Raw genomic sequence first — 21,784 nt, forward strand, 5'->3', positions numbered from 1 at the left:
AAAAGCTTGGAGTTCCTTTTTTGAATACCCTAATTTTACTCGGCCAAAATTGTATTATGAAGCTTACCATACTCATCCATTGCCCTGACCAATCTGGCATTATACGGTCCGTAACCACTTTTGTTCATCAGCAAGAGGGGAATGTTGTCTATCTAGATCAACACGTGGACAAACAAGTGGGGGTTTTCTTCATGCGTTTGGAAAGTGAGTTTGAAAAAGAAGTCTCACTGGAGGAGTTTAAAAATGGGTTTGAGCAAGAATTGGCCCAACAGTTTCAAATGGAATGGGATATTTATTTGGGTGCCTACCGTCCCAAAATGGCCATTTTTGTATCCAAATACAACCATTGTTTGTATGATCTTTTAAGCAGGTATAATTCTGAAGAGCTTTCCGTGGATATTCCCTTTATTCTGAGCAATCATAGGGATTTGGAGTATGTGGCGGAGCAGTTTCAGATTCCGTTCTATCATGTTCCGGTGACCAAGGACACTCGTGAAAAAGCAGAAGAGAAACAACTGGAATTGCTCAAAAAACACGAGGTAGATTTCATTGTATTGGCCCGATATATGCAGATAGTATCTCCAAAGTTGATTGATGTGTATCCGCAAAAAATCATCAATATCCACCATTCCTTTCTCCCTGCTTTTGTGGGTGCAAAACCTTATCATGCAGCTTTTGAACGCGGGGTAAAAATTATTGGGGCCACCAGTCATTATGTGACCTCGGAATTGGATGCCGGGCCGATAATTGAACAGGACGTTACGGCAGTTTCCCACTCGCACTCCATTAAGGATTTTATTGCCAAAGGAAGGGATTTGGAACGGATTGTGCTCTCCCGTGCAGTACAGCTTCATGTGGCCCGAAAAACCATGGTCTACAATAACAAGACGGTTATTTTCGCTTAATTCTATCGAATAAAAACCGATTTTTTACCGTTTCTAAGTAAATTTCACCCTAACTATAAAAAATTTACCATGAAACAAATACTGCTATGCGTATTGGTTTTTCAGCTTGTTGGGTGTACGGAACTGCAACAAGTTGTGAACCAATTGCCCCAAGGACCTACTGGAATCGGAAATGCTGAAATTGCCCAAGGGCTCAGGGAAGCCTTAAATATGGGTATTGAAAAACAAGTGAACAAACTGGCTCTGGAGAACGGGTTCTTCCGCAATGAACTGGTTAAAATTCTACTGCCCGAAGAATTACAAAAAGTGGACAAAACACTGCGTGATGTTGGACTTGGCAATCTGGCGGATGAAGGTCTAAGAATCATTAACAGGGCCGCCGAGGACGCTGTTGGCGAAGCAACTCCCATCTTTGTTGATGCCGTCAAGGGAATTACCTTTACTGATGCACGTCAGATTCTTTTGGGAAGCAACAACGCCGCAACGCAATATTTGGAAAATTCCACAAAGTCCAAACTCTACAACAAGTTCAATCCAATAATTAAGAATTCATTTCAAAAAGTTGGTGCTGACCAAATCTGGAGCAACATCATTACCCGATACAACAACCTGCCCCTTACCAATGATGTAAACCCGGATTTAACAGACTATACCACCAATGAGGCACTTGAGGGTGTATACACCATGATCGCGGTGGAAGAGCAAGAAATAAGGACTAAAATTTCTTCTAGAACGACAGATTTGTTAAAAAGGGTGTTTGCTCTTCAAGATTAATCATAATTTTTTTAGAATAATGCAATAAGTTCAAAATGTTGTCGTTATAAATTCAATTCAGCGAGACAATTATAACAAATTCCTAAAGTTAACTTAACCTTGACCTGAAGGTTAAACAGGAATTTTGTAAACAGAAGTTATCTGAGTTAGCATTTTTTTGAGTTAGTTAGTTTAAACCGGTGTTCGCACCGGTTTTTTTGTGGTAAAGTGCTCTTTTGGCTTGTATAGTCCGTCAAAGGCTATGGTTGCTTCTTTGTCTTGTAACACCTCCCAATGTTGCCGAACGGTCCCAATGTTATTTTTGAAGTGATTCGGTTGCTGTATATTTTACCATCATCCTTTTTATATTCTTAGGAAGTCAAGGTCTTTTGAATGAACGTTAATTTTTTATGCCAAAAAGGTAATATAATGGTGAAGCTAGCAGTGATTCTGTTAATTTTTAGATAAATAACCTGATTTCTAGACGTATATCAAGTTTCTCCGTAATCCATCGCTGCGTTTTCAACGTATCTTTGTTAGAACAAAATTTGAGCTATGAATAATCAGTATTGTAGGGTTGGAACTGTTACTCCAATCACCAGCGGCAGTCAAGCAATTTCCATTTTGGAGTTCAGGTATAAAAATTTTATTGAAAAAGCGGCCAATGTGTCCAACAGCGATACGCACTTGGTTGAGTTTTTCAAGAGAAAAGCACAAAGCATCAAAAAAGTATTGGAGAGTTTAGGCTGAATTACTTGCGGATTTTCACTAATTCAACCTCCATTTCAACCTGTATTTTCTTGGCTTGCTCCGCTGCAGCCTCTGCAAAGTCATCACCTGTTGAAGCGTATAAAATTCCACGGGATGAATTGACCAATAACCCCACGTCCTTGGTCATTCCATACGTACACACTTCTTGCAAACTTCCTCCTTGCGCCCCTACTCCGGGAACCAGTAGAAAACTGTTTGGTACAATCTCCCTGATCTCTTTTAAATAAGTTGCCTTTGTAGCTCCTACCACATACATCAACCGTTCAGCATTGGCATACGTTTTGGAAACCATCAGAACTTCTTTATAAAGTTCCTGCCCCTCTATTTTTTTGGTTTGAAAATCAAAAGCTCCTTGGTTGGATGTCAATGCCAATAAAATGGTATGCTTATCCCCAAATGCTAAAAAGGGCTCCACAGAATCCCTTCCCATGTAAGGAGCAATGGTGATTGAATCAAAATTCAGGGCTTCAAAAAATGCTTTGGCATATCGGGTAGAGGTATTGCCAATATCGCCACGTTTGGCATCAGCTATGGTGAAAATTTCCGGATAATTTCCATTCAAATAGTCCATGGTGCGCCCCAACGATGTCCATCCTTGCAGGCCATAGGCTTCATAAAACGCAATATTGGGTTTGTAGGCCACACAATAGGGATGGGTGGCATCAATAATGGCCTTGTTGAAAGCAAATATGGGGTCTTCTTCGGTTAAAAGATGCTTGGGAACTTTTTCCAAATCAGTATCCAGACCCACACAGAGAAAGGATTTTTTTATACTGATTTGTTCAATGAGCTTAATTATATCCATTACTAGATTTCTATACCAGTTGTGGGTTAAGGGTTATTGATGGAAGATTTATCTTTTTTAGCAATATCCACCATTAAAAAAACCCCTGCCGTAATCAATATAGCAGCTCCTACTACTTTTACGACCGAAACTTTATGTTGTTCCGCCCTTTTTATATTCGTTCTAGGGAATTCAACAATATTCTCATTAACCCTAATAGCTATTTGTTCCCCTTCTATTCCTTCACACTCCCCTTGTACATGTTGTCCACTTTCTAGATGAATTCTGTACGTCCGGTTTTCTTTAATCTCTGATACATCAACACTTTTATATACTTGACAACTCTGAAGAAACATTAAGATGCTTAACAGTAAAGCAGTTCTTTTCATGATTGAGGTTTTTATTTTTTCAATTATGGTTAAAATATCTCTGACGCTTCCTTCAACTTCTCGGTGTTGTCCACCAACATCAGCTCATCTATAATTTTTTGGATATCGCCGTTCATTATATTTTGTAAATCATAAAGTGTAAGCCCAATTCTGTGATCGGTGACCCTACCTTGGGGGTAATTGTACGTTCTGATCTTTGCCGAACGGTCTCCACTGCTCACCTGCGAATTTCGTTTGGCCGCATCCTCTGCCTGCTTTTTGGCCAATTCCATGTCGTACAAACGAGAACGTAGCACTTTGAAAGCTTTGTCCTTGTTCTTGTGCTGTGATTTTTCATCCTGGCATTGGGCCACAATCCCAGTAGGAACGTGCGTCAACCGAACCGCGGAATAGGTGGTGTTAACCGATTGTCCACCAGGCCCCGAAGAACAGAAATAGTCTATACGGACATCCTTTGGGTCTATCTGTACATCAAAATCCTCAGCTTCAGGAATTACCATAACGGTTGCCGCACTGGTATGCACCCTTCCTTGGGTTTCGGTCTGTGGCACACGTTGTACGCGGTGTACACCTGCTTCAAACTTTAACGTACCGTACACATCTTCCCCGGTGACTTCAAAGTGGATTTCTTTATACCCGCCGCTAGTTCCTTCGTTCAAATCAATGATATTGGTCTTCCAACCTTTGGACTCGCAATATTTGGTGTACATTCGGAACAAATCCCCAGCAAAAATACTGGCTTCATCGCCTCCCGTTCCAGCCCTGATTTCCATCACCACATCTTTTTCATCCTCGGGATCTTTTGGTATCAGTAGAAATTTGATTTCCTCTTCCAATTTAGGCATGGCTCCTTTGGCTTCTTCCAACTGCATTTTTGCCATTTCCACCATTTCAGCATCACTGCCATCCGAAATGATCTCCTCTGCCTCGTTGATATTATTGGTAAGTTCTATGTATTGGTCCCGTTTATCGACCAGTACTTTAAGGTCTTTGTATTCTTTGTTCAGCCTGACATACCGTTGTTGGTCTGAAATAATATCAGGCTGAATGATAAGGTCTGCGACCTCATCAAAACGTTGTTTAACAATGTTGAGTTTATCGAGCATATGTCCATCCACTAAGACTGCGAATTTACGATTAATTTGTACATTTAGTAAATGCCTTTGTTATTGTTCCGACTCAAAACGTACTGGCTTGTCTTTCTGTTCTATAAGACTATTTTTGTTATATCCAACATTATCACTATTCTCTTGTTCATTTTGGGGATTTCCCTTTTTCCAGTAGTGTGCGTTAAGACATTGTTATTGGGGGGCTATTTTCTCAAGTTTCTGGATGACAAATCAAAACAGAGGTTGATTTTCTATAACAATTTTGGACTTTCCAAAATGCAACTTTTTGGGCTCTCTTTTTTGATTGACCTCATCATATCAATTTTCATTTATTTTATCTTTTTTTAATGATTCTTGAAGTAGACAACATAGAACTGAACTTCGGTACAAAACGGATTCTGTCAGGCATATACATTTGTGCAAAAAAAGGGGCGGTGACAGGAATATTGGGAAGGAATGGTTCTGGCAAAACATCGCTCCTTAAAATCATATTTGGGTGTTTGACTCCAAAGTATAAATCTGTTCGGATAGATAGCAAGGTCATTCGGAAGAACCTTTTTCTGATCAACAAAGTAGCTTACCTACCTCAACATCCGCTCTTACCCAAAACAATGAAAGTGCAAACTGCCTTCACCCTTTTTGAAGTAGATTGGGACCAGTTCTCGAAAACATTCGAGAGCTTTAAAATTTACCAGAACCCAACTATTTCCGAGCTATCTAGTGGGGAAGTAAAAGTTTTGGAGACCTACCTAATTTTACATCAGAACAAAAAAATCATCTTCCTTGATGAGCCTTTTTCCTTTATCTCTCCACTTTATGTTGAAAAGATAAAATCCATTATAGCAGAACAAAAAAAGGATAGAATCATCTTAATCACCGACCATTTTTATAAAGATATTCTTGAAGTTAGCGACAATACTTATTTTCTCACCAACGGACACTCCAAATTGATAAAGGGTATTAAGGATTTGGAAAACGAAGGCTACACCATGCCTAATTCCCGATAAAGGTGGTCCCCAAGGTAATAATAAATGCATTGAGCCCATCACTACGGTCATATTGACTAAAACGCAGGTCGATGGTCTTTAACCCAAAGTTGAAAATCCGGGTGCTGGCAAAAATATCCTTGTATTGAATGCCCAAACCATACTGATGGGCATCATATCCGGATAAATCGTAATCTGATGTGTAAAACTCATAAGATGACAAGGCTGTCTCCTTAGGATAAAAATAATCTGCAGCGGTTTGGGTATAATAGCGATACGAAGGATACAACGTAAACCTGTCCGTTAATTTAAAAGGCGCTTCAAGACTTGCCGTATGTGAGGTTATCCCCCAATCATCCCAATAATAGCGGTAATAGGACCGCAACACCAACAAATCGTTCACATAATAGTTCAAACGGCCCCCAACAGGAACCTTTAACCGACTGTCCGGTAGCTGCTCCACATTATCGGCCAATTGAAAATCCTCAATGAAAAAGTCGCTGTTGTCCGAAAAGTACACTCGTTGAAATGGGGTGCTCAATAGTCCGGTTTGCGTAACGAGGTCCACAAACAAAGCTCCTTGCAATTTTTGGCTCAAAATCTGTGAAAAACCAAATGATAGTGTGTAAGAGTTCCGATTTTCCTTTCCAAATTCCGTAAAATTGGGATTGTAGGTTCCACTACCCGTAATCCTATCATCAAAAAAACCATCCCTAAGCTCTATAGGATATATGGCATTCCATTTATCCAGAAAAACACGGCTGCTCAGTGTAAGCTCTGTGTTGTTTTCATTGAACAATCGGGTATAGCTTCCTCCAAAACCAAAAGAAAAATAATCGTATTCTGAAGAAAAATAGATATTGGCACTCCAAATGGAATTACGGTCCTCCGAACTGTGCTGGTAACTGGGGTTGATATAGGCCAACAGGTCTTTTCTAGATTCGCCCGATGAAGCATCAAAAGGGTTGCCTTCCCTACGCCCATCCCACGGATTTACGTTACTGGACGATGCGGAAGTGTACGCAGACAATCCCACATCCACCGTAAGAATGTCATCCTCGTTCATGGGCATGCGCAAAACCAATGTGGAGGTGGCGTCGGTCAATTCTTCAGTGCCCTCTCCACCAGTAACGGCGGCATGCTGCCCGTCCTGATCATAATAACTGAACAACATATCAATTTCACTGGTCTCCAATACCCTTCTTTTATAGGAAGTATCGGTCTGCTGTGCCCATCCGGCAAACATGCAAAAGATGCATAGAGTTAGTACCCAAACTTTCTTGAGGTTGTTGGTCATTGAAACTGATATCTTAATTACATCCACAACCACCTCCTGTTTTTCCCCCATTGGCCCCTGATGAAGCTTCGCGATAGATATGTAAATTGGTCTCAAAACGTTCTGAAGGTCTTGCACCCAGTTGCATCTCAACATCGTTCACGTACACCTTCTCATATTCCCGAACCGCAACACACGAACTGGAAAAAATTAAAAGGAGAAAGAAAAAAAGAAGTTTTCCCATGCATTAAATTTACGGATTCGTGTCGAAAATGATTCCCGAACTCTTGTGTATTTTATTGTCTGAATCCACCACAACTACCTCCACCCCGTCAATCTGATTGATCATGTGGATACCAGTATCCTTTCCCATGATAAAAACCGCCGTGGCCAGGGCATCACACAGTTCGGCATGCTTGGCAAAAACCGACACACTGTTGATGCCCGTAGTAGGGTATCCAGTGCGCGGGTCAATGATATGGGAATATTTTTTACCGTTCAGGGTGATATATTTCTCGTAATTGCCTGATGTAGCCACTGAAGATTCCACTACAGGCAGCCAACTGAACACTTTGTCCTTGCTAAGGGGATTGGCAATGCCCACCAACCATTTTTCGCCGGTTACCTTGGTGCCCCAAGTGGTCAAATCGCCCGAAGCATTGATAATTCCTCCCTTGACCTGTTTGGAGGTTAAAAGCTCCTTGGCCTTGTCCGCAGCATACCCCTTGCCAATGGCCCCGAATCCTATTCGCATACCGGGTTCGCTTAAAAACACGGTTTGCTCATCTGGATTCAATATTATTTTTTTGTAGCCGATTTTTGCTATGGATTTTTGAATTTCCTTCTCGGATGGCGTACGATCCATGCTACCATCGAACTTCCAAATGTTGTCCATGGATGCATAGGTAATGTCAAAGGCCCCATCTGTGATTTCAGAGATTTTTATCGCACGTTCTATCAAGCTGAACAATTCTGGGCTCACTTTTACAGGCTGTATACCTGCATTCTTATTTATTTTGGAAGTTTCGGAAGCTTCGTCCCATGAAGAAATCATTTTTTCTATCCGCTCTATTTCTGAAACGGCTTCATCAATATCCAGATAGCCAATTTCCTCGTTGGGGGCCACCACGGTAATCTCAAACCGGGTGCCCATAAGCTTCAGGGTCTTTTTCACCGTAATGTCCCGTTGCACCAACTGTCCTTGAGACAGCATGCAAAAAAGGCTGCAAAAAAGGACAGGGAGCGTTTTCATTTTACAAAATCATTAAGGGTAGCAATGTATTTTTTAGGGGTAGCCCTAACATTAAAACCAGTCTTCCCCAAAACGGATTGTTTCTTGTCCAAAACCACTACCAAAGGAAAATAACCCTTGGGATTGTATTTTTCAGCCAATGTTCTATTGACTGCTGTTTTATCTTCAGGAAGTTGATTTTTTTTCTTTCGGGGAAAATCGGCATTATAGAGCACATAATGCGAAGAAGCATAGCTTTTGAATTCCTCGGATTCCAAAATATTTCGCTTTAATCGGATGCAGGGAGCACACCAATCAGACCCTGAAAAAACCAATACAATGGGTTTGTCTTCCTTATTGGCCACATCTACGGCATCGTTAAAACTGGTCTGCCATTTTTGGGCATGTAGGGTTCCAACAAGGGCTAAAAGTGCTATGGTCAAGAACTTCTTCATATGATTTGGGTTCACCCGATTACTCAAAAACCCGAAGAGTGGTGCCATTGAGTTCGGTACTAAAAATTTTTAAAGGGGTACTGGTAGTGTTCAAATTGAGCGATGTACCATCTTGTGCAAATCTGGATTGATGGGTGGAACAATGGAATACACCCCCATCCTCAGAAATGAATCGTATTTCCTCGGTTCCTTGGTGACTGCAAATTTTGCTTGCTGCAATAAGTTCACCTTGAAGGTTTCGGGCCACAACAATATCAAAATACGAGAGACTTTGAGAAGATTTCACCGAAATATAGCCCCCATTGTTTGCCAATGGCGCTGCTTCCGCTGAGTCCAGGTCAATGGTAAAGTCAACCCCATTCGAGACCGGAAAAGTTTCCAGTTCACCATCTTTGGAGCATCCTTGAGCACACGGAAACATAAGGGCAAATGCTGCACCTGCACCCAAGCTTCTTAAAAATTCTTTTCTTTCCATAGCAAGAGGTTTATAGAAAGAACGTTGAAATACGCTGATTCGTATGCTAATACACAAACTTGCCATACGTACTTTGTATGGTCAATTTTTTGCTTTCTGAAGCTTCCACACGACCAATAATCTGGGCATCAACATCAAAACTTTTGGAAATTTTGATGATGCTGTCCGCAACTTGCTCATTCACATAAAGTTCCATACGATGTCCACAGTTAAAAACCTGGTACATTTCCTTCCAATCGGTACCGGATTGTTCCTGAATCAATTTAAAGAGTGGTGGAACTTCAAACATGTTGTCTTTTATGATGTGCAGGTTCTCCACAAAATGAAGAATCTTGGTCTGTGCCCCGCCACTGCAATGGACTATGCCGTGGACTTGGTCTGCTCTGTATTTTTTCAATACTTTTTTGACAATAGGTGCATAGGTTCGGGTGGGTGAAAGCACCAATTTTCCAGCATCCAAAGGAGCGTTGGGTACTTTGTCGGTCAGTTTTGTTTTTCCGGAATACACCAATTCTTCAGGAACCGAGGCATCATAGCTTTCAGGATATTTTTGAGCCAAATATTTCCCAAATACATCATGTCGGGCCGAGGTTAGTCCATTACTGCCCATGCCCCCGTTATATTCGCTTTCGTAGGTCGCTTTTCCAAAGGAAGCCAGCCCCACGATAACATCACCTGCCTTAATATTGGCATTGTCGATTACCTTGGAACGTTCCATTCGGGCGGTGACCGTGGAATCCACAATAATGGTCCGTACCAAATCGCCCACATCGGCGGTTTCTCCACCTGTGGAGTGGATGGTGATGCCATGTTCATTTAAATCGGAAATCAATTCTTCCGTACCGTTGATGATTGCCGAAATGACCTCTCCAGGAATCAGGTTTTTGTTTCGTCCAATGGTAGAGGACAACATAATATTGTCCGTGGCACCCACACAAATAAGATCATCAACATTCATGATAAGGGCGTCTTGGGCAATGCCTTTCCATACGGAAATGTCCCCGGTTTCCTTCCAGTACATATAGGCCAGGGAAGACTTGGTTCCCGCACCATCGGCATGCATGACCAAACAGTGATTTGCGCTACCTGTTAAATAATCGGGTACAATTTTGCAGAACGCCTTTGGAAAAAGGCCCTTGTCTATATTCTTGATGGCATTGTGCACATCTTCCTTGGAGGCGGAAACCCCGCGCTGTGCATATCTTTTACTGGTGTCCGACGACATAATCTTGGTTTGGGCAAAAATAGCGGAAAACCATCAATTCATGGCTAGGTTGTTAAGCACTTTTGAAAAGTGGTCTTTAGATACCCTTTTCTACTTTGTAAACAAGATTTCCCTGTATTTTGTAAAAGGCCAAAGATCATCCGCAATGAGCTTTTCCAATTTATCGGATTGTTCCCGGATGGTATCAAAATACGGTTTTACATTGTTGCAATAGGCCTGCGCCTTTTTGTTGATGGTGGAAAGTCCGTTGGCCCTTTTTCGGGCATCCGTCATTTCATCCGTCAATTTCTTGATTTCTAGAATATGCTCCCCCACTTGTTCCAACAAATTCAATTGGCTTTCGGCCACCTTTTTGTGGGCTGCACCATAGACCTCTTTTAACCCTCCAACATTTTCCAACAAAAGGTTTTGGTATCGGATAGCTGCTGGAATAATATGATTGTATACCATTTCTCCCAATACCCTTCCCTCAATCTGGATATGGAAAATATAGGCGCCCAACTCCACATCTTGCCGTGCCTTGAGCTCCACCTCACTCATAACATCCATTTCCTTGAACAGCCCCACACTTTCTTTTGAGGTGATTATCTGCAAGGCTTCAGGCGTGTTTTTATTGAAGCTTAGCTTTCGCCTTCTTGCCTCTTCTTGCCATTCCATCCCATAGCCATCACCTTCAAAACGGATTCTTTTGGAGGTTTTAATGTATTCCCGCAAAACATTGAAGACAGCTTCATCCTTTTTCAGGTTTTTCTTGTCAATCAGCGCATCTACTTCTTTTTTAAAATCAGTGAGTTGTTTGGCTACAATGGTATTGAGCAGTGTCATGGGTTTGGCGCAATTCATCTTGGCCCCAACCCCCCTCATTTCAAACTTATTTCCTGTAAAGGCGAAGGGAGAAGTTCGGTTTCTATCCGTATTATCCAACAAAATTTCAGGAATCTTACCAACCACATTGAGTTTGAGCTCTGTTTTTTCCTCTGGGGACAGTTTTCCTTTGGAAACGCCTTCCAGTTCATCCAGCACATCGCTCAATTGTTTTCCAATAAATATGGAAAGAATGGGCGGCGGGGCTTCATTGGCCCCCAACCTGTGATCGTTACTGGCAGATGCAATGGAAGAACGCAACAGTTCCTCGTAGGTATCCACTGCTTTTATGGTATTGACAAAGAAAGTCAAAAATTGAAGGTTTTTCATGGGGGTGGTACCCGGACTCAACAGATTCACACCTGTATCCGTGGCCAAAGACCAGTTGTTGTGCTTTCCGGAACCATTGATCCCCGCGAAGGGTTTCTCATGGAAGAGCACCTTAAAATTATGCTTGCTCGCAATTTCTTCCATCACGTCCATCAACAAGAGGTTGTGGTCCACGGAAAGGTTGGCCTCTTCAAAGACAGGGGCCAGCTCAAACTGGTTAGGTGCCACTTCATTGTGCCTGGTTTTAACCGGAATGCCCAATTGGGTACACTGTTTTTCCAAATCGCTCATAAAACTCAAGACCCGTGGTGGTATCACCCCAAAATAATGGTCGTCCAATTGCTGGCCTTTCGCTGAAAAATTCCCGACCAATGTCCTACCAGTCATGGTCAAGTCCAATCGGGATTGGGCCAGTGCCTTGTCCACCAAAAAATATTCTTGCTCCCATCCCAAGGTGGCGTACACTTTCCGTACGTTTTTATCGAAATATTGGGCTACACTGGTAGCCGCTTGATCTACGGCATGCAATGCTCTCAAAAGTGGAGCCTTGTTGTCCAAAGCCTCTCCGGTGTAAGCCACAAAAATGGTTGGGATACAAAGTGTGGTCTTGTAGACGAATGCTGGTGATGTTGGGTCCCAAGCGGTATACCCACGGGCCTCAAAAGTGTTTCGAATCCCGCCACTGGGAAAGCTTGATGCATCGGGTTCTTGTTGCACCAACTGGGCACCGCCAAACTTTTCCATGGCCTTTCCTTCGGGCAAAACATCAAAAAAGGCGTCGTGTTTTTCCGCTGTGGCGCCCGTTAAGGGCTGAAACCAGTGGGTATAGTGCGTTGCACCCATGGACAGGGCCCACGCTTTCATACCCTCTGCCACTTGGTCGGCTATTTTTCTATCGATTTTACTACCTTGGAATATGGCCGATTTTACATTATCAAAAGCTTCCTTTGTTAGAAATTGGAGCATTTTCTCTTCATTGAACACCTGCTTTCCGAAAAGTTCTGAACGCTTTCCCGATTCCTCTATGTTTTTGTGCTCCCTTCTTTGGCTTTCGGCCAAGGCCTGAAATCTTGTTTTTGGCATCTTGATTTGTATTAATTCCGCAAAGCTACAATTAACAATTTAATAATAAATCCTCTAAAAAATACTTTTTTTTCAGTCAACCCTACCTAAAATATGGGGTAATATAAATAATAGGATGTAGTTTGTGATTTTAACCCTTCAAAATGCATATTATTCAATGAAAAAACTATTTTTGTCAATCGTGAATTTGAGAACAAATAACTACCAGAATTATGAGCAAATCTAAATTAGAGTATCTATGGTTGGATGGTTATGAGCCAACGGCCAACATTAGAAGCAAGACAAGGATCGAGGAAGATTTCAGCGGAAAGTTGGAAGATTGTCCACTGTGGTCTTTTGACGGTTCATCAACAAAACAGGCTGAGGGTGGTTCTTCTGACTGTTTGCTAAAACCTGTTGCCATTTATCCAGACCCTGCACGAAAAAATGGATTTTTGGTAATGACCGAGGTTATGAACCCAGATGGGACTCCACACGAAAGCAACTCAAGAGCGACAATCGATGATGAAAATGATGATTTCTGGTTTGGTTTTGAACAAGAATACTTCATCATGGATACTGCCACATTGTTACCGCTTGGTTTCCCTGTTGGTGGTTATCCAGGACCACAAGGTCTATACTATTGTTCCGTAGGCGGAAGAAATACTTGGGGAAGAGACCTTGTTGAAGAGCATGCCGATCTTTGTTTGGAAGCTGGTCTTCAATTTGAAGGAATCAACCAAGAAGTTGCTGCTGGACAGTGGGAATTCCAATTATTCGCCAAAGGTGCCAAAAAAGCAGGCGATGAAATTTGGGTTGCCCGCTACTTACTTCAAAGATTGACCGAAAGCTACGGATACTACATTGAGTACCACCCAAAACCCATTAAAGGGGATTGGAACGGTTCCGGTATGCACGCCAACTTCTCCAACACTACTTTGAGAACTGCTGGTTCCAAAGAAATTTATGAGAAAATTTGTGAGGCGTTCAGACCTGTTACTGCCGAGCATATTGCTGTTTATGGTGAGTTTAACGACGAGCGTTTGACCGGTAAGCACGAAACTGCTTCCATTAAGGATTTCAGCTATGGTGTTTCTGATAGGGGCGCTTCCATTAGAATTCCTATTATGACCGTTGAAAAAGGTTGGAAAGGTTGGTTGGAAGATAGAAGACCTGCTTCTAATGCCGATCCCTACAAAGTAGCGGCAAGAATCATCAAGACCGTTAAATCCGCTAAGGTATAAGGTATATAAATTAGTTGTTGATTATAGATGTAAACCGTCCCAATTTTGGGGCGGTTTTTATTTTATGGTCATATAGACAAAGCTTCCATAAAATAGGAGCAGCACCAAACCGTCTCTCCATCCCAGGCGCAATCCTTTTGGAAAAAACACCAAGGGCAGTATCAAGAAAGAGATGCCCAACATCCAAAAAATATCACTGGAGAGCAATCCTTGATCCATAACAGTGATAGGGGTTATTATGGATGTAATTCCAAGTACGGCCAAAAGGTTAAAAATGTTGGATCCAATCAAATTTCCCAAAGAAATGGCTTTTTCCTTTTTCAGTACCGCAATGACAGAAGCGGCCAACTCCGGAATACTGGTCCCTACCGATACCACGGTTATGCCTATAATCCTATCGCTGACCCCAAGGGTTGAGGCCATTCCAACAGCTCCATTGATCAAGAGCTCGGATCCGCCCCAAAGCGCCGTGCCTCCAATGCACAAATACAATACAATTTTATACAAAGGAAGAATTACATCATCTTCCGGCATTTCATCTACAACTGCTGTCTTTTGAAATCGAAGTAGATATATAAGAAATACAAACAACAAAGCCACAAGAATAACCCCTTCGTATTTTTGCAGAACCCCATCAAAGTAAATAAACCCACAAAAGAGCAAGGAAGCTACCATCATCACGGGCCAATCTGTTGTGTAAAAACTTTTGCGGACATCAATACTGCCCATAATCACAGTAATGGCCAGCACCAATCCAAGATTGGCGATATTGGACCCCACCACATTTCCTAAGGCAAGATCGGGAAACCCATCCAAAGCAGCCTTGACGCTTACAATAAGTTCTGGTGCTGAGGTGGCAAAAGAGACTATGGTCATTCCAATGACAATTTTGGGAATGGCCAATCTAAGGGATAAGGCCACAGCAGATTTCAACAACCAATTTCCCCCAGCAATAAGCAAAACCAATCCAAGAAGAATAAAAAGTACGTTTTCCAAAAAAAACAATTTGTGGCAAATATAGAGGAAGATTTACGCCTGTAAAGGAGAAGGTCGAAAAAGAGTGAACTGTTTTTTTAGTAGTTTAACTATAAAAATAGTTGTATAACTTAATAATTAGTTTTATTTTGGTCGATATAAAATTCATGTCATGCAAAAATTGACCAACAAGGAAGAAGAAGTAATGAAAATACTTTGGCGTCTGGAAAAAGCCTTTGTAAAAGAAATTATGGCTGAACTTTCCGGTGAAAAACCCCATTACAATACCTTATCCACCATTGTCCGAAATCTTGAGGAAAAAAATTATGTGGACCATGAGGCTTTTGGGAACACTCATCGATACTACCCATTAGTAACGAAGGAGGCGTATCGAAAAAAATTCATCAACTCCACCATAATGGATTATTACGATAACTCTTATAAAAGCTTGGTCTCCTTTTTCGCGAAGGAAGAGAAAATCTCGGCAGAGGAACTGAGAGAGATCCTTGAACTCATCGAAAAAAATAAATAAATGGAAGGGTTTTTACTTTACATCTTGAAATCAGCAGGAATTTCCACACTTTTCTTGCTCTGCTATGTCCTTTTTCTGAAAAAAGAAACCTTTTTCAACGCAAATCGGGTATTCCTTATCGCTGGTTTGGTTTTGTCATTCTTAATTCCTTTCATCAGTATCGAGGAAAATGTTTGGATCGAACCGATTGCTCTGTCCCTGAACAGCGCAAATGGGATGGCTGAGACCATCCCAAATGAATCCTCGACTTCTGTTTGGCTTACCATGCTATCCGTAGTTTATGTTTTGGGAACTACCTTTCTATTGATACGTCTGGCAGTAAACTTTTTATCCTTGAAGCGAATCGTTACAAAGGGGGACTGCCAAAGAGAAGACGGCATCAACTTTGTTGAAACCCAGAATAACACTACCCCTTTCTCCTTTTTCAATTACCTGATCTATAACCCAGAAACGTTGACTCAATCAGATTTTGCAACGATTGTCACCCACGAGCAAGTGCACATCCGCGGCTTTCATTCCCTGGACATTCTATTGATGCATACCGTAATCCTAATACAATGGTTCAATCCTTTTATCTGGCTGTACAAGGATAATCTGGAGCATAATTTGGAGTTCATTGCAGACCAAGGAGCATTAAAATCAGGTAGCGATAGAGTTGGGTACCAAAATTTAATGTTGAAGACCACAGTGGGCGCAACGCATCCCTATTTTTCAAATTCATTTTATAATTCAATAATCAAAAAACGAATAGTCATGTTAAACAAAAAGAAATCCCAGAAAAGCAACGTTTGGAAATTTGGAATTGTCCTACCCTTCTTGGTGGTTTTTGTTCTAAGTTTTCAAACCACCACTGTTGCGCAAGTAAAGGCTACCGATTATGGTTCTGTTGATAAACCTGTAAGTATTAGAAACAGTTCCCAAGAAAAACCTTTGGTTGTCATAGATGGAATCATTAAAAAAGATGTAGATATAGACAATCTTGCAATAACTCCTGGAGATATTAAAAGCATCAATGTCCTGAAAGATGAAACAGCCACAGAAAAGTATGGCTCAAAGGGAAAGAACGGTGTTGTTGAAATCACCACTAAAAAGTATAGAGGTCTTAAAACTAAATTTGACACTCCCGAAGATGAACCTGCCACAACCCAAGTAGACAACAAAAATAATGAGGTTGCAGTACGGATTTCTTCGGATAACCCTCCACTTATTGTTATTGACGGTGTTGAACACCCAAACACCGATATGAGCAATCTTGGAATGGCTCCCGAGGAGATTGAACGCATTGACGTTTTGAAAGATGACCCAGCTGAAAAAAAATACGGTACAAAAGGCAAAAACGGCGTTATTGAAATTACCACCAAAAAGAAGAATTAATTTTTAAAAAAAGACAAAAAAAGCATCAGGCCAACCTCCTTGGGTTGGCTTTTTTTATGTCCTTCTCCAAAACGAGATTACCCAAAAAGGCCCTTTTTTAAGCGAAACGCCCCTTGGTTTTCAAAAACAGCCTCAAAAAGCCCCTACAAATGTTACAAATAGCAATACAAACGTTAATTTCATGTTACATTTTAAAACATGAACCAAGGCGTCAATAAAATATTCAAGTAGTATCTCGTTTAAAAAACTACAATCTTGTATGCAATTGCATAGATTTTAGGGTAAATACTTGGAAACATGAAGTTTATCATTTTATCTTCAAAAAATAGAACCGGTTTACAGCTTTAATTCGTAACCATTTAAATCAAACAAAACCATGATTTCCATTGTAAAGTTTCTCGTGTTTTTGCTGATACAGCTCATAGAAACTATCCTTTTGTAGTATATGAAGATTTTGTCCTTTTTTACCATTTATCACATTACTTAGACTGTTGTATTTTTCATTTTATTAAAACTTTAGCACTCGAATTATGCCTTGTAGTTTTGATTTAGTTACTTTACATCTGTAACAGATCAAACCTAAAAAGTGAAAAAAATAACAATTTTACTGGTGGCCCTAATATTCATGGTGGCCTGTAAACAAGAATCCAAAAAAGAAGAAATGCCTTCCCCAAATGCGGAATTTGGAGCATTGTTGGAGAATTATTATGAAGATGGTTTAAAGTTGAACCCCATTACGGCCACACTTGCCGGTGACCATAGATATGATGATTCGTTTCCAAATGTGCTTTCGGATACATACAAAGCCGAAGAAAAGGCGTATTACGAAAGCTATAAGAACAAGCTTTCTGAATTTCCTGATGAAACACTCACCGAAAGCGAACAGATGAGCAAGGCCATTTTAGAATGGGAATGCGACATTAATTTGGCAGAGTTCAACTATAATGCCGACCTCACTCCAATTGATCAAATGTGGTCCCAAAACCTTTTCATGGGGCAATTGGCCAGTGGCGCCAGTGCACAACCTTTTGAAACCGTTGAGGACTACCAAAATTGGATGAAGCGTGTGGAAGAATATTTGGAATGGCTCTCCAGTGCTGAGGATAAGATGAGGGAAGGTATTGAAAAAGGATATGTACTTCCAAAATCGTTGATCATTAAAGTCTTACCCCAATTGGAGTCGCAAGTGGAGGAAGATGTGGAGCAGCATTTGTTTTACCAACCCATACAAAATATGCCTGCTGATTTTACGGACGAAGAGAAAGCTATGCTTACTGAAGCGTATTCGGATATGATTTCCAACAAAATTGTTCCGGCCTACACCAAATTACATGCTTTTATGAGCACTGAATACTTGGATGCGGGAAGAGAATCCAGCGGTATTCAGGGCGAGCCCAATGGCGATGCTTATTACGCCCATCAAATAAAGAAATATACCACCACCAACATGACGGCTGCCGAAATCCATGAATTGGGATTGAGCGAAGTGGCACGTATTCGTTCAGAAATGGAAAAAATAAAGGAACAGGTCGGTTTTGAAGGCGATCTAAAAGCGTTCTTTGATTATGTCCGTGGCAATGAAGAACTCATGCCATTTACCGAACCTGAGGAAGTGATTACACATTTTAATGAGATTCATGATCGGATGAAACCGCAATTGGAAAAGTTGTTCGACAATAAGCCCAAAACACCATTTGTAGTTCGAAGGACCGAAGCCTTCCGTGAAAAATCCGCCAGTGCGGAATATAATCCGGGCTCATTGGACGGTACCCGTCCCGGCGTTTTTTATGTACCGATTCCTGATGCGACCCAATACAATATTTATTCAGACGAATCCCTTTTCTTGCATGAAGCTATTCCAGGCCACCATTATCAAATTTCATTAACGCAAGAGAATGAAGAATTACCACAATTCAGAAAGACCCTTTGGTACAGTGGTTATGGTGAGGGTTGGGCCCTCTATGCAGAGTCTTTGGGTAAAGAATTGGGATTGTACACAGACCCTTATCAATATTTTGGTATGCTGGGAGCCGAAATGCACCGAGCGGTCAGGCTAGTTGTGGATACCGGGTTACATTCCAAGGGATGGACGCGTGAGGAGGCCATACAATATTCTTTAGATAATGAAGCCGAACCCGAAGCAAGTATCATTTCTGAAATTGAGCGGTATATGGCTAATCCAGGGCAGGCACTTTCCTATAAAATTGGCCAACTGAAGATTCGCGAATTGCGCAAAAAAGCAGAAGATGCACTTGGGGACAAGTTTAACATTGGTCAGTTCCACAACCAGGTATTGGAAACAGGATGCGTACCCTTGGCATTGTTGGAAGACAAAATTGACGGCTGGATAGAAGCCAACAAATAAATTTAAAAAGGGTCATCGGTGATGGCCCTTTTTTGTACCTATCAAGAAGACAATGATTCGTTGTAAGTTGGTTATATTTGTATAGACCAACCCATTGAACCATGTTCTATAAAATACTTGCCAAAATCAACAAAGCCCTCCTCCCCTCCTACACCAAACGGGGGTTGGATTTGGCCAAGGCTTCCAAATTACAATTGGCGATAATTGGATGGCGCTACTATGTCACCACAAGGGCTTTGGACAGTTAATATTGCAATAGAGCCTCAATTTGATAGCCGTTCAGTTTTCCCGCTCCATTCAAAAAGGTGAGTTCTATCAAGAAATTGCACTGCACCACTTCTCCACCTAATTTTTCCACTAATTTGCAGACAGCACTGGCCGTTCCTCCGGTTGCCAACACATCATCATGAATCAACACCTTCTCCCCTTTCTTTATGGCATCGGTATGAATTTCCAAAATTTCAGAACCATATTCCAGTTCATAGGCCTCGGAAACCGTTTTATGCGGCAATTTTCCCTTTTTACGCACAGGAACAAAACCCGCGTTGAGTCGTTCCGCTAGCATTGGGGCAAAAATAAAACCCCTACTATCCACACCCACCACCTTATCAATTTTCATATTTGTGGTAAAACCTAATAGGGCATCGCAAGCTTTTTTGAGGGCTTCGGGATTATTTAAAAGCGGAGTTATGTCCTTAAAGATTACCCCTTGCTTTGGAAAGTCTTCTATATCACGGACGTAGGCAGCAAAATCCATATATATTTTTAGATGAGGTGGTTTTGTAGTAAAGGTAAAAAGAAATATATTTGCACCCCTGTTAAAGGCCGCGTGGCGCAACTGAATAGCGCATCTGATTACGGCTCAGAAGGTTGCAGGTTTGAATCCTGCCGCGGTCACTAAAGGGGATTTTCTACAGATCGAGTGGAAGTCCCCTTTTCCTTTACCCTTCAAATCCCCTGTAAACAAAGAGATTGCGCCAAAAATCTCATTGACCCGAAAAGTTCGAACTTGCTTGTTTTTGAAGTCATACCCAATCCCGTCTGGGAACACCATATATTGTATGGACCTTTTTGTTTCCAGATCCCCTAACTTCCACAATGATGGCAGGTTACAGGCATAACCAAGTGCCAATTTTACGGACTTTTTGAGGTTCGAACTATTTATTCCCCCATTTTCCAATTTCATCTCCAGTTCCCTTTGCTCGGCTTTCAGTTCCGGCATGAAAAGGTCGTACTGGGACTTTGTGATCTCGTTCAGCATGACATATCTTCTCTCCAATGTGTCCATCCTTTCTTTAAGTTGGCCGAGTTCTTTGGTCAACCGCTTTTGATCCTCAAGTGCCTCTTGGTTTTTATCGATCAAGGTATCGTGTATGATATCGGTCAAAGGCTCGATATACTTTTTGTCGGCCAGTGTAAACCTCCCCAATACATTCAGGAACTCTTTATGGAGCTTATTGGCACTTCTGTTCTCCTTGCTGCCCTTACGCCTGTTCTTGTAATAGTACAGGCCCTTTTTCTTGACTATATATCCAGTGTAGGGTGTTCCACAGACCGAAGATCTGACAAACATCTTCAACGGCAGGTTTTCGTCATCGAACGAATATTTCTTCGGTGGTTCACCTGCATGGAGCAGATTGTGGATCTTAAGAAACATTTCTTTCGATATCAGGGCCTCGTGTTTCCCTTGGATCACTTCACCTGGAATAAGACTGTTCACGATAAGGCCACAATAGAACGGGTTCCTGAAAAGGTCCGTCAATCTTTTTGCACGTATGTCCAAGCCCTTGTCTTTAAGTCGTTTTGCAATCTCGACGTGGGACATGTTGGAATTTGCCTTCCATAAAAAAGCTTGTTTGAGCAATTTTCCTTCCTCCGAGATCACAAAATTCGGGATCTTCCCTTTCCCGGGATTCGTATTGGTATACCCAAATGGATAGGCACCCGTCCAATGGCCCCTTCGCAGCTTCTCCCGCATTCCCGTAATGGATTTGTCCCTACGGATCTGGTTATCGAAGTGGGAGAACATATGGTACAGGTTTTCCTGGAAAGTACCCGCACTTGTGGTCACATCGATTTCCTGGGTGGCCGATATAACGGCAACTCCCTGCTTTTTTAACTGTTCGCTGATATACGCGCCGTTCGCACCCGTGCGCGAAAACCTATCGTAGGAATAGACGATGATATAGCCGATGTTCTTTCTCCTTTTGACATAGCTGAGCATCCTTTGGAACTCCCTGCGCTCATCGCTCTTGGCAGATTCATAGGTTCCCCCAAAATATTCCAATACCTCCAATTCTTTTCGAATTGCATATTCCTGGCAATATTTGAGTTGGGTGCTGAGACTGGCATTGTTGTCAAATTGCTCCTTACTGGAAACACGGGTGTAGATAACGGCCGTATTGTTCTTTCCTATGATCCTTCCCTTTTCCTTTTTCGCAAATTGACTGAATACCTCTAAGTTCATATGTTCCCTTTTTGGACATGGCGGCAAACTATGTCGGCGAGTTCCTGGAGTTGTTCCACGATCTTTTTCGCTTCTTTCTCCGGGCAGTCCTCAAAACCTTTATATGTTCTGAGCCATGTACTGTTGAATGTTCTGTTTTTCCGCTTTAGCTCGATTATCGGGTTTGACATTTCCTATAAATAGCAATAGCTCCTGAATCTTGAAGGTCACTA

The 21,784-nt window shown here is 41.6% G+C and carries 22 protein-coding genes and 1 tRNA gene; 10 read left to right on the forward strand and 13 right to left on the reverse strand.

The genetic code is table 11. The features are described from left to right. Positions 1–56: 56 nt before the first annotated feature. The 3 genes from purU (at position 57) to FG28_RS01550 (ending at position 2,408) form a co-directional block, all read left to right on the forward strand. Complete coding sequence (gene purU / locus FG28_RS01540; protein WP_036385990.1) at positions 57–905, forward strand: formyltetrahydrofolate deformylase; 849 nt, start codon at positions 57–59, stop codon at positions 903–905. A 69-nt stretch (positions 906–974) separates the two neighbouring features. Next, positions 975–1,679, forward strand: coding sequence for a DUF4197 domain-containing protein (locus FG28_RS01545; RefSeq protein ID WP_036379355.1), 705 nt, complete (start codon positions 975–977; stop codon positions 1,677–1,679). Between the two features lie 534 nt (positions 1,680–2,213). Continuing rightward, complete coding sequence (locus FG28_RS01550; protein ID WP_036379357.1) at positions 2,214–2,408, forward strand: hypothetical protein; 195 nt, start codon at positions 2,214–2,216, stop codon at positions 2,406–2,408. A 1-nt stretch (position 2,409) separates the two neighbouring features. On the opposite strand, the gene pyrF is transcribed toward FG28_RS01550, so the two are convergent. The 3 genes from pyrF to prfA are packed head-to-tail and all read right to left on the reverse strand — an operon-like array spanning position 2,410 to position 4,708. Further along, positions 2,410–3,234: an orotidine-5'-phosphate decarboxylase gene (gene pyrF, locus FG28_RS01555; protein WP_036379359.1), complete on the reverse strand. Its 825-nt coding sequence runs from the start codon at positions 3,232–3,234 to the stop codon at positions 2,410–2,412. A 26-nt stretch (positions 3,235–3,260) separates the two neighbouring features. Continuing rightward, positions 3,261–3,602, reverse strand: a complete 342-nt coding sequence (locus FG28_RS01560) for a hypothetical protein (protein ID WP_036379361.1) — start codon at positions 3,600–3,602, stop codon at positions 3,261–3,263. A gap of 29 nt (positions 3,603–3,631) precedes the next feature. Continuing rightward, on the reverse strand, positions 3,632–4,708 hold the full coding sequence (gene prfA, locus FG28_RS01565; protein WP_036379364.1) for a peptide chain release factor 1: 1,077 nt from the start codon (positions 4,706–4,708) through the stop codon (positions 3,632–3,634). A gap of 350 nt (positions 4,709–5,058) precedes the next feature. On the opposite strand from prfA, the gene FG28_RS01575 reads away from it, so the two are divergent. Then, complete coding sequence (locus FG28_RS01575) at positions 5,059–5,718, forward strand: ATP-binding cassette domain-containing protein (RefSeq protein ID WP_036379369.1); 660 nt, start codon at positions 5,059–5,061, stop codon at positions 5,716–5,718. Here FG28_RS01575 and FG28_RS01580 read toward each other — a convergent pair. The 7 genes from FG28_RS01580 to FG28_RS01610 all read right to left on the reverse strand — a co-directional run bounded on the left by FG28_RS01580 (position 5,705) and on the right by FG28_RS01610 (position 12,636). Then, a complete protein-coding gene (locus tag FG28_RS01580; RefSeq protein ID WP_231562586.1) occupies positions 5,705–6,943 on the reverse strand; it encodes a DUF3570 domain-containing protein in 1,239 nt (412 codons plus the stop codon). The two genes, FG28_RS01575 and FG28_RS01580, sit on opposite strands and share 14 nt — an antisense overlap. 64 nt (positions 6,944–7,007) lie before the next feature. After that, positions 7,008–7,217 (reverse strand): DUF4266 domain-containing protein, encoded by a 210-nt coding sequence (locus tag FG28_RS01585; RefSeq protein ID WP_036379371.1) that lies wholly within the window; start codon positions 7,215–7,217, stop codon positions 7,008–7,010. Between the two features lie 9 nt (positions 7,218–7,226). Next, a complete protein-coding gene (locus FG28_RS01590) occupies positions 7,227–8,186 on the reverse strand; it encodes an FAD:protein FMN transferase (protein WP_231562587.1) in 960 nt (319 codons plus the stop codon). A gap of 35 nt (positions 8,187–8,221) precedes the next feature. Continuing rightward, the gene (locus FG28_RS01595) at positions 8,222–8,659 is read right to left on the reverse strand and encodes a thioredoxin family protein (protein WP_036379376.1); all 438 of its coding nucleotides are present in this window, start codon (positions 8,657–8,659) and stop codon (positions 8,222–8,224) included. Between the two features lie 19 nt (positions 8,660–8,678). Further along, on the reverse strand, positions 8,679–9,134 hold the full coding sequence (locus FG28_RS01600; protein WP_036379378.1) for a ubiquinol-cytochrome c reductase iron-sulfur subunit: 456 nt from the start codon (positions 9,132–9,134) through the stop codon (positions 8,679–8,681). 46 nt (positions 9,135–9,180) lie between these two features. Continuing rightward, a complete protein-coding gene (locus FG28_RS01605) occupies positions 9,181–10,359 on the reverse strand; it encodes an AIR synthase related protein (RefSeq protein ID WP_036379380.1) in 1,179 nt (392 codons plus the stop codon). A 90-nt stretch (positions 10,360–10,449) separates the two neighbouring features. Next, positions 10,450–12,636 (reverse strand): glutamine synthetase III, encoded by a 2,187-nt coding sequence (locus FG28_RS01610; RefSeq protein ID WP_036379382.1) that lies wholly within the window; start codon positions 12,634–12,636, stop codon positions 10,450–10,452. A gap of 212 nt (positions 12,637–12,848) precedes the next feature. Between FG28_RS01610 and FG28_RS01615 the strand changes: the two genes are divergently transcribed. After that, positions 12,849–13,859, forward strand: coding sequence for a glutamine synthetase beta-grasp domain-containing protein (locus FG28_RS01615; RefSeq protein ID WP_036379384.1), 1,011 nt, complete (start codon positions 12,849–12,851; stop codon positions 13,857–13,859). 57 nt (positions 13,860–13,916) lie between these two features. Here the strand turns inward: FG28_RS01615 and FG28_RS01620 are convergent, their stop codons facing one another. After that, positions 13,917–14,855 (reverse strand): calcium/sodium antiporter, encoded by a 939-nt coding sequence (locus tag FG28_RS01620; RefSeq protein ID WP_036385993.1) that lies wholly within the window; start codon positions 14,853–14,855, stop codon positions 13,917–13,919. Positions 14,856–15,006: 151 nt separating this feature from the next. Between FG28_RS01620 and FG28_RS01625 the strand changes: the two genes are divergently transcribed. From FG28_RS01625 to FG28_RS01640, 4 genes are all read left to right on the forward strand, one after another. Next, a complete protein-coding gene (locus FG28_RS01625; protein ID WP_036379385.1) occupies positions 15,007–15,366 on the forward strand; it encodes a BlaI/MecI/CopY family transcriptional regulator in 360 nt (119 codons plus the stop codon). Then, positions 15,367–16,740 carry a M56 family metallopeptidase gene (locus FG28_RS01630; RefSeq protein ID WP_051947136.1) on the forward strand — a complete coding sequence of 458 codons (1,374 nt, stop codon included), beginning with the start codon at positions 15,367–15,369 and terminating at the stop codon, positions 16,738–16,740. 586 nt (positions 16,741–17,326) lie between these two features. Beyond that, positions 17,327–19,105, forward strand: a complete 1,779-nt coding sequence (locus tag FG28_RS01635) for a DUF885 domain-containing protein (RefSeq protein WP_036379386.1) — start codon at positions 17,327–17,329, stop codon at positions 19,103–19,105. A gap of 101 nt (positions 19,106–19,206) precedes the next feature. Further along, positions 19,207–19,353 (forward strand): hypothetical protein, encoded by a 147-nt coding sequence (locus FG28_RS01640; protein WP_036379387.1) that lies wholly within the window; start codon positions 19,207–19,209, stop codon positions 19,351–19,353. On the opposite strand, the gene FG28_RS01645 is transcribed toward FG28_RS01640, so the two are convergent. After that, positions 19,350–19,862 (reverse strand): adenine phosphoribosyltransferase, encoded by a 513-nt coding sequence (locus FG28_RS01645; RefSeq protein ID WP_036385998.1) that lies wholly within the window; start codon positions 19,860–19,862, stop codon positions 19,350–19,352. The genes FG28_RS01640 and FG28_RS01645 overlap by 4 nt on opposite strands. Positions 19,863–19,928: 66 nt before the next feature. On the opposite strand from FG28_RS01645, the gene FG28_RS01650 reads away from it, so the two are divergent. Next, a tRNA-Arg gene (locus FG28_RS01650) sits at positions 19,929–20,002 on the forward strand. Here FG28_RS01650 and FG28_RS20375 read toward each other — a convergent pair. Beyond that, positions 19,968–21,572, reverse strand: coding sequence for a recombinase family protein (locus FG28_RS20375; protein ID WP_081894172.1), 1,605 nt, complete (start codon positions 21,570–21,572; stop codon positions 19,968–19,970). The two genes, FG28_RS01650 and FG28_RS20375, sit on opposite strands and share 35 nt — an antisense overlap. Between the last annotated feature and the right edge of the window lie 212 nt (positions 21,573–21,784).

This window comes from Muricauda sp. MAR_2010_75, assembly GCF_000745185.1.
Taxonomy (GTDB): domain Bacteria; phylum Bacteroidota; class Bacteroidia; order Flavobacteriales; family Flavobacteriaceae; genus Flagellimonas.

Bases quoted from the DNA above. Each gene is read 5' to 3' on its own strand.
- FG28_RS01575 (WP_036379369.1), top strand. From the start codon at position 5,059: ATGATTCTTGAAGTAGACAACATAGAACTGAACTTCGGTACAAAACGG.
- FG28_RS01625 (WP_036379385.1), top strand. From the start codon at position 15,007: ATGCAAAAATTGACCAACAAGGAAGAAGAAGTAATGAAAATACTTTGG.
- FG28_RS20375 (WP_081894172.1), bottom strand. From the start codon at position 21,572: ATGAACTTAGAGGTATTCAGTCAATTTGCGAAAAAGGAAAAGGGAAGG.
- FG28_RS01585 (WP_036379371.1), bottom strand. From the start codon at position 7,217: ATGGGAAAACTTCTTTTTTTCTTTCTCCTTTTAATTTTTTCCAGTTCG.
- FG28_RS01590 (WP_231562587.1), bottom strand. From the start codon at position 8,186: ATGCTGTCTCAAGGACAGTTGGTGCAACGGGACATTACGGTGAAAAAG.
- FG28_RS01605 (WP_036379380.1), bottom strand. From the start codon at position 10,359: ATGTCGTCGGACACCAGTAAAAGATATGCACAGCGCGGGGTTTCCGCC.
- FG28_RS01630 (WP_051947136.1), top strand. From the start codon at position 15,367: ATGGAAGGGTTTTTACTTTACATCTTGAAATCAGCAGGAATTTCCACA.
- FG28_RS01560 (WP_036379361.1), bottom strand. From the start codon at position 3,602: ATGAAAAGAACTGCTTTACTGTTAAGCATCTTAATGTTTCTTCAGAGT.
- FG28_RS01600 (WP_036379378.1), bottom strand. From the start codon at position 9,134: ATGGAAAGAAAAGAATTTTTAAGAAGCTTGGGTGCAGGTGCAGCATTT.
- FG28_RS01580 (WP_231562586.1), bottom strand. From the start codon at position 6,943: ATGTTTGCCGGATGGGCACAGCAGACCGATACTTCCTATAAAAGAAGG.
- FG28_RS01595 (WP_036379376.1), bottom strand. From the start codon at position 8,659: ATGAAGAAGTTCTTGACCATAGCACTTTTAGCCCTTGTTGGAACCCTA.
- FG28_RS01610 (WP_036379382.1), bottom strand. From the start codon at position 12,636: ATGCCAAAAACAAGATTTCAGGCCTTGGCCGAAAGCCAAAGAAGGGAG.
- prfA (WP_036379364.1), bottom strand. From the start codon at position 4,708: ATGCTCGATAAACTCAACATTGTTAAACAACGTTTTGATGAGGTCGCA.
- FG28_RS01545 (WP_036379355.1), top strand. From the start codon at position 975: ATGAAACAAATACTGCTATGCGTATTGGTTTTTCAGCTTGTTGGGTGT.
- FG28_RS01615 (WP_036379384.1), top strand. From the start codon at position 12,849: ATGAGCAAATCTAAATTAGAGTATCTATGGTTGGATGGTTATGAGCCA.
- FG28_RS01645 (WP_036385998.1), bottom strand. From the start codon at position 19,862: ATGGATTTTGCTGCCTACGTCCGTGATATAGAAGACTTTCCAAAGCAA.
- FG28_RS01550 (WP_036379357.1), top strand. From the start codon at position 2,214: ATGAATAATCAGTATTGTAGGGTTGGAACTGTTACTCCAATCACCAGC.
- FG28_RS01640 (WP_036379387.1), top strand. From the start codon at position 19,207: ATGTTCTATAAAATACTTGCCAAAATCAACAAAGCCCTCCTCCCCTCC.
- purU (WP_036385990.1), top strand. From the start codon at position 57: ATGAAGCTTACCATACTCATCCATTGCCCTGACCAATCTGGCATTATA.
- pyrF (WP_036379359.1), bottom strand. From the start codon at position 3,234: ATGGATATAATTAAGCTCATTGAACAAATCAGTATAAAAAAATCCTTT.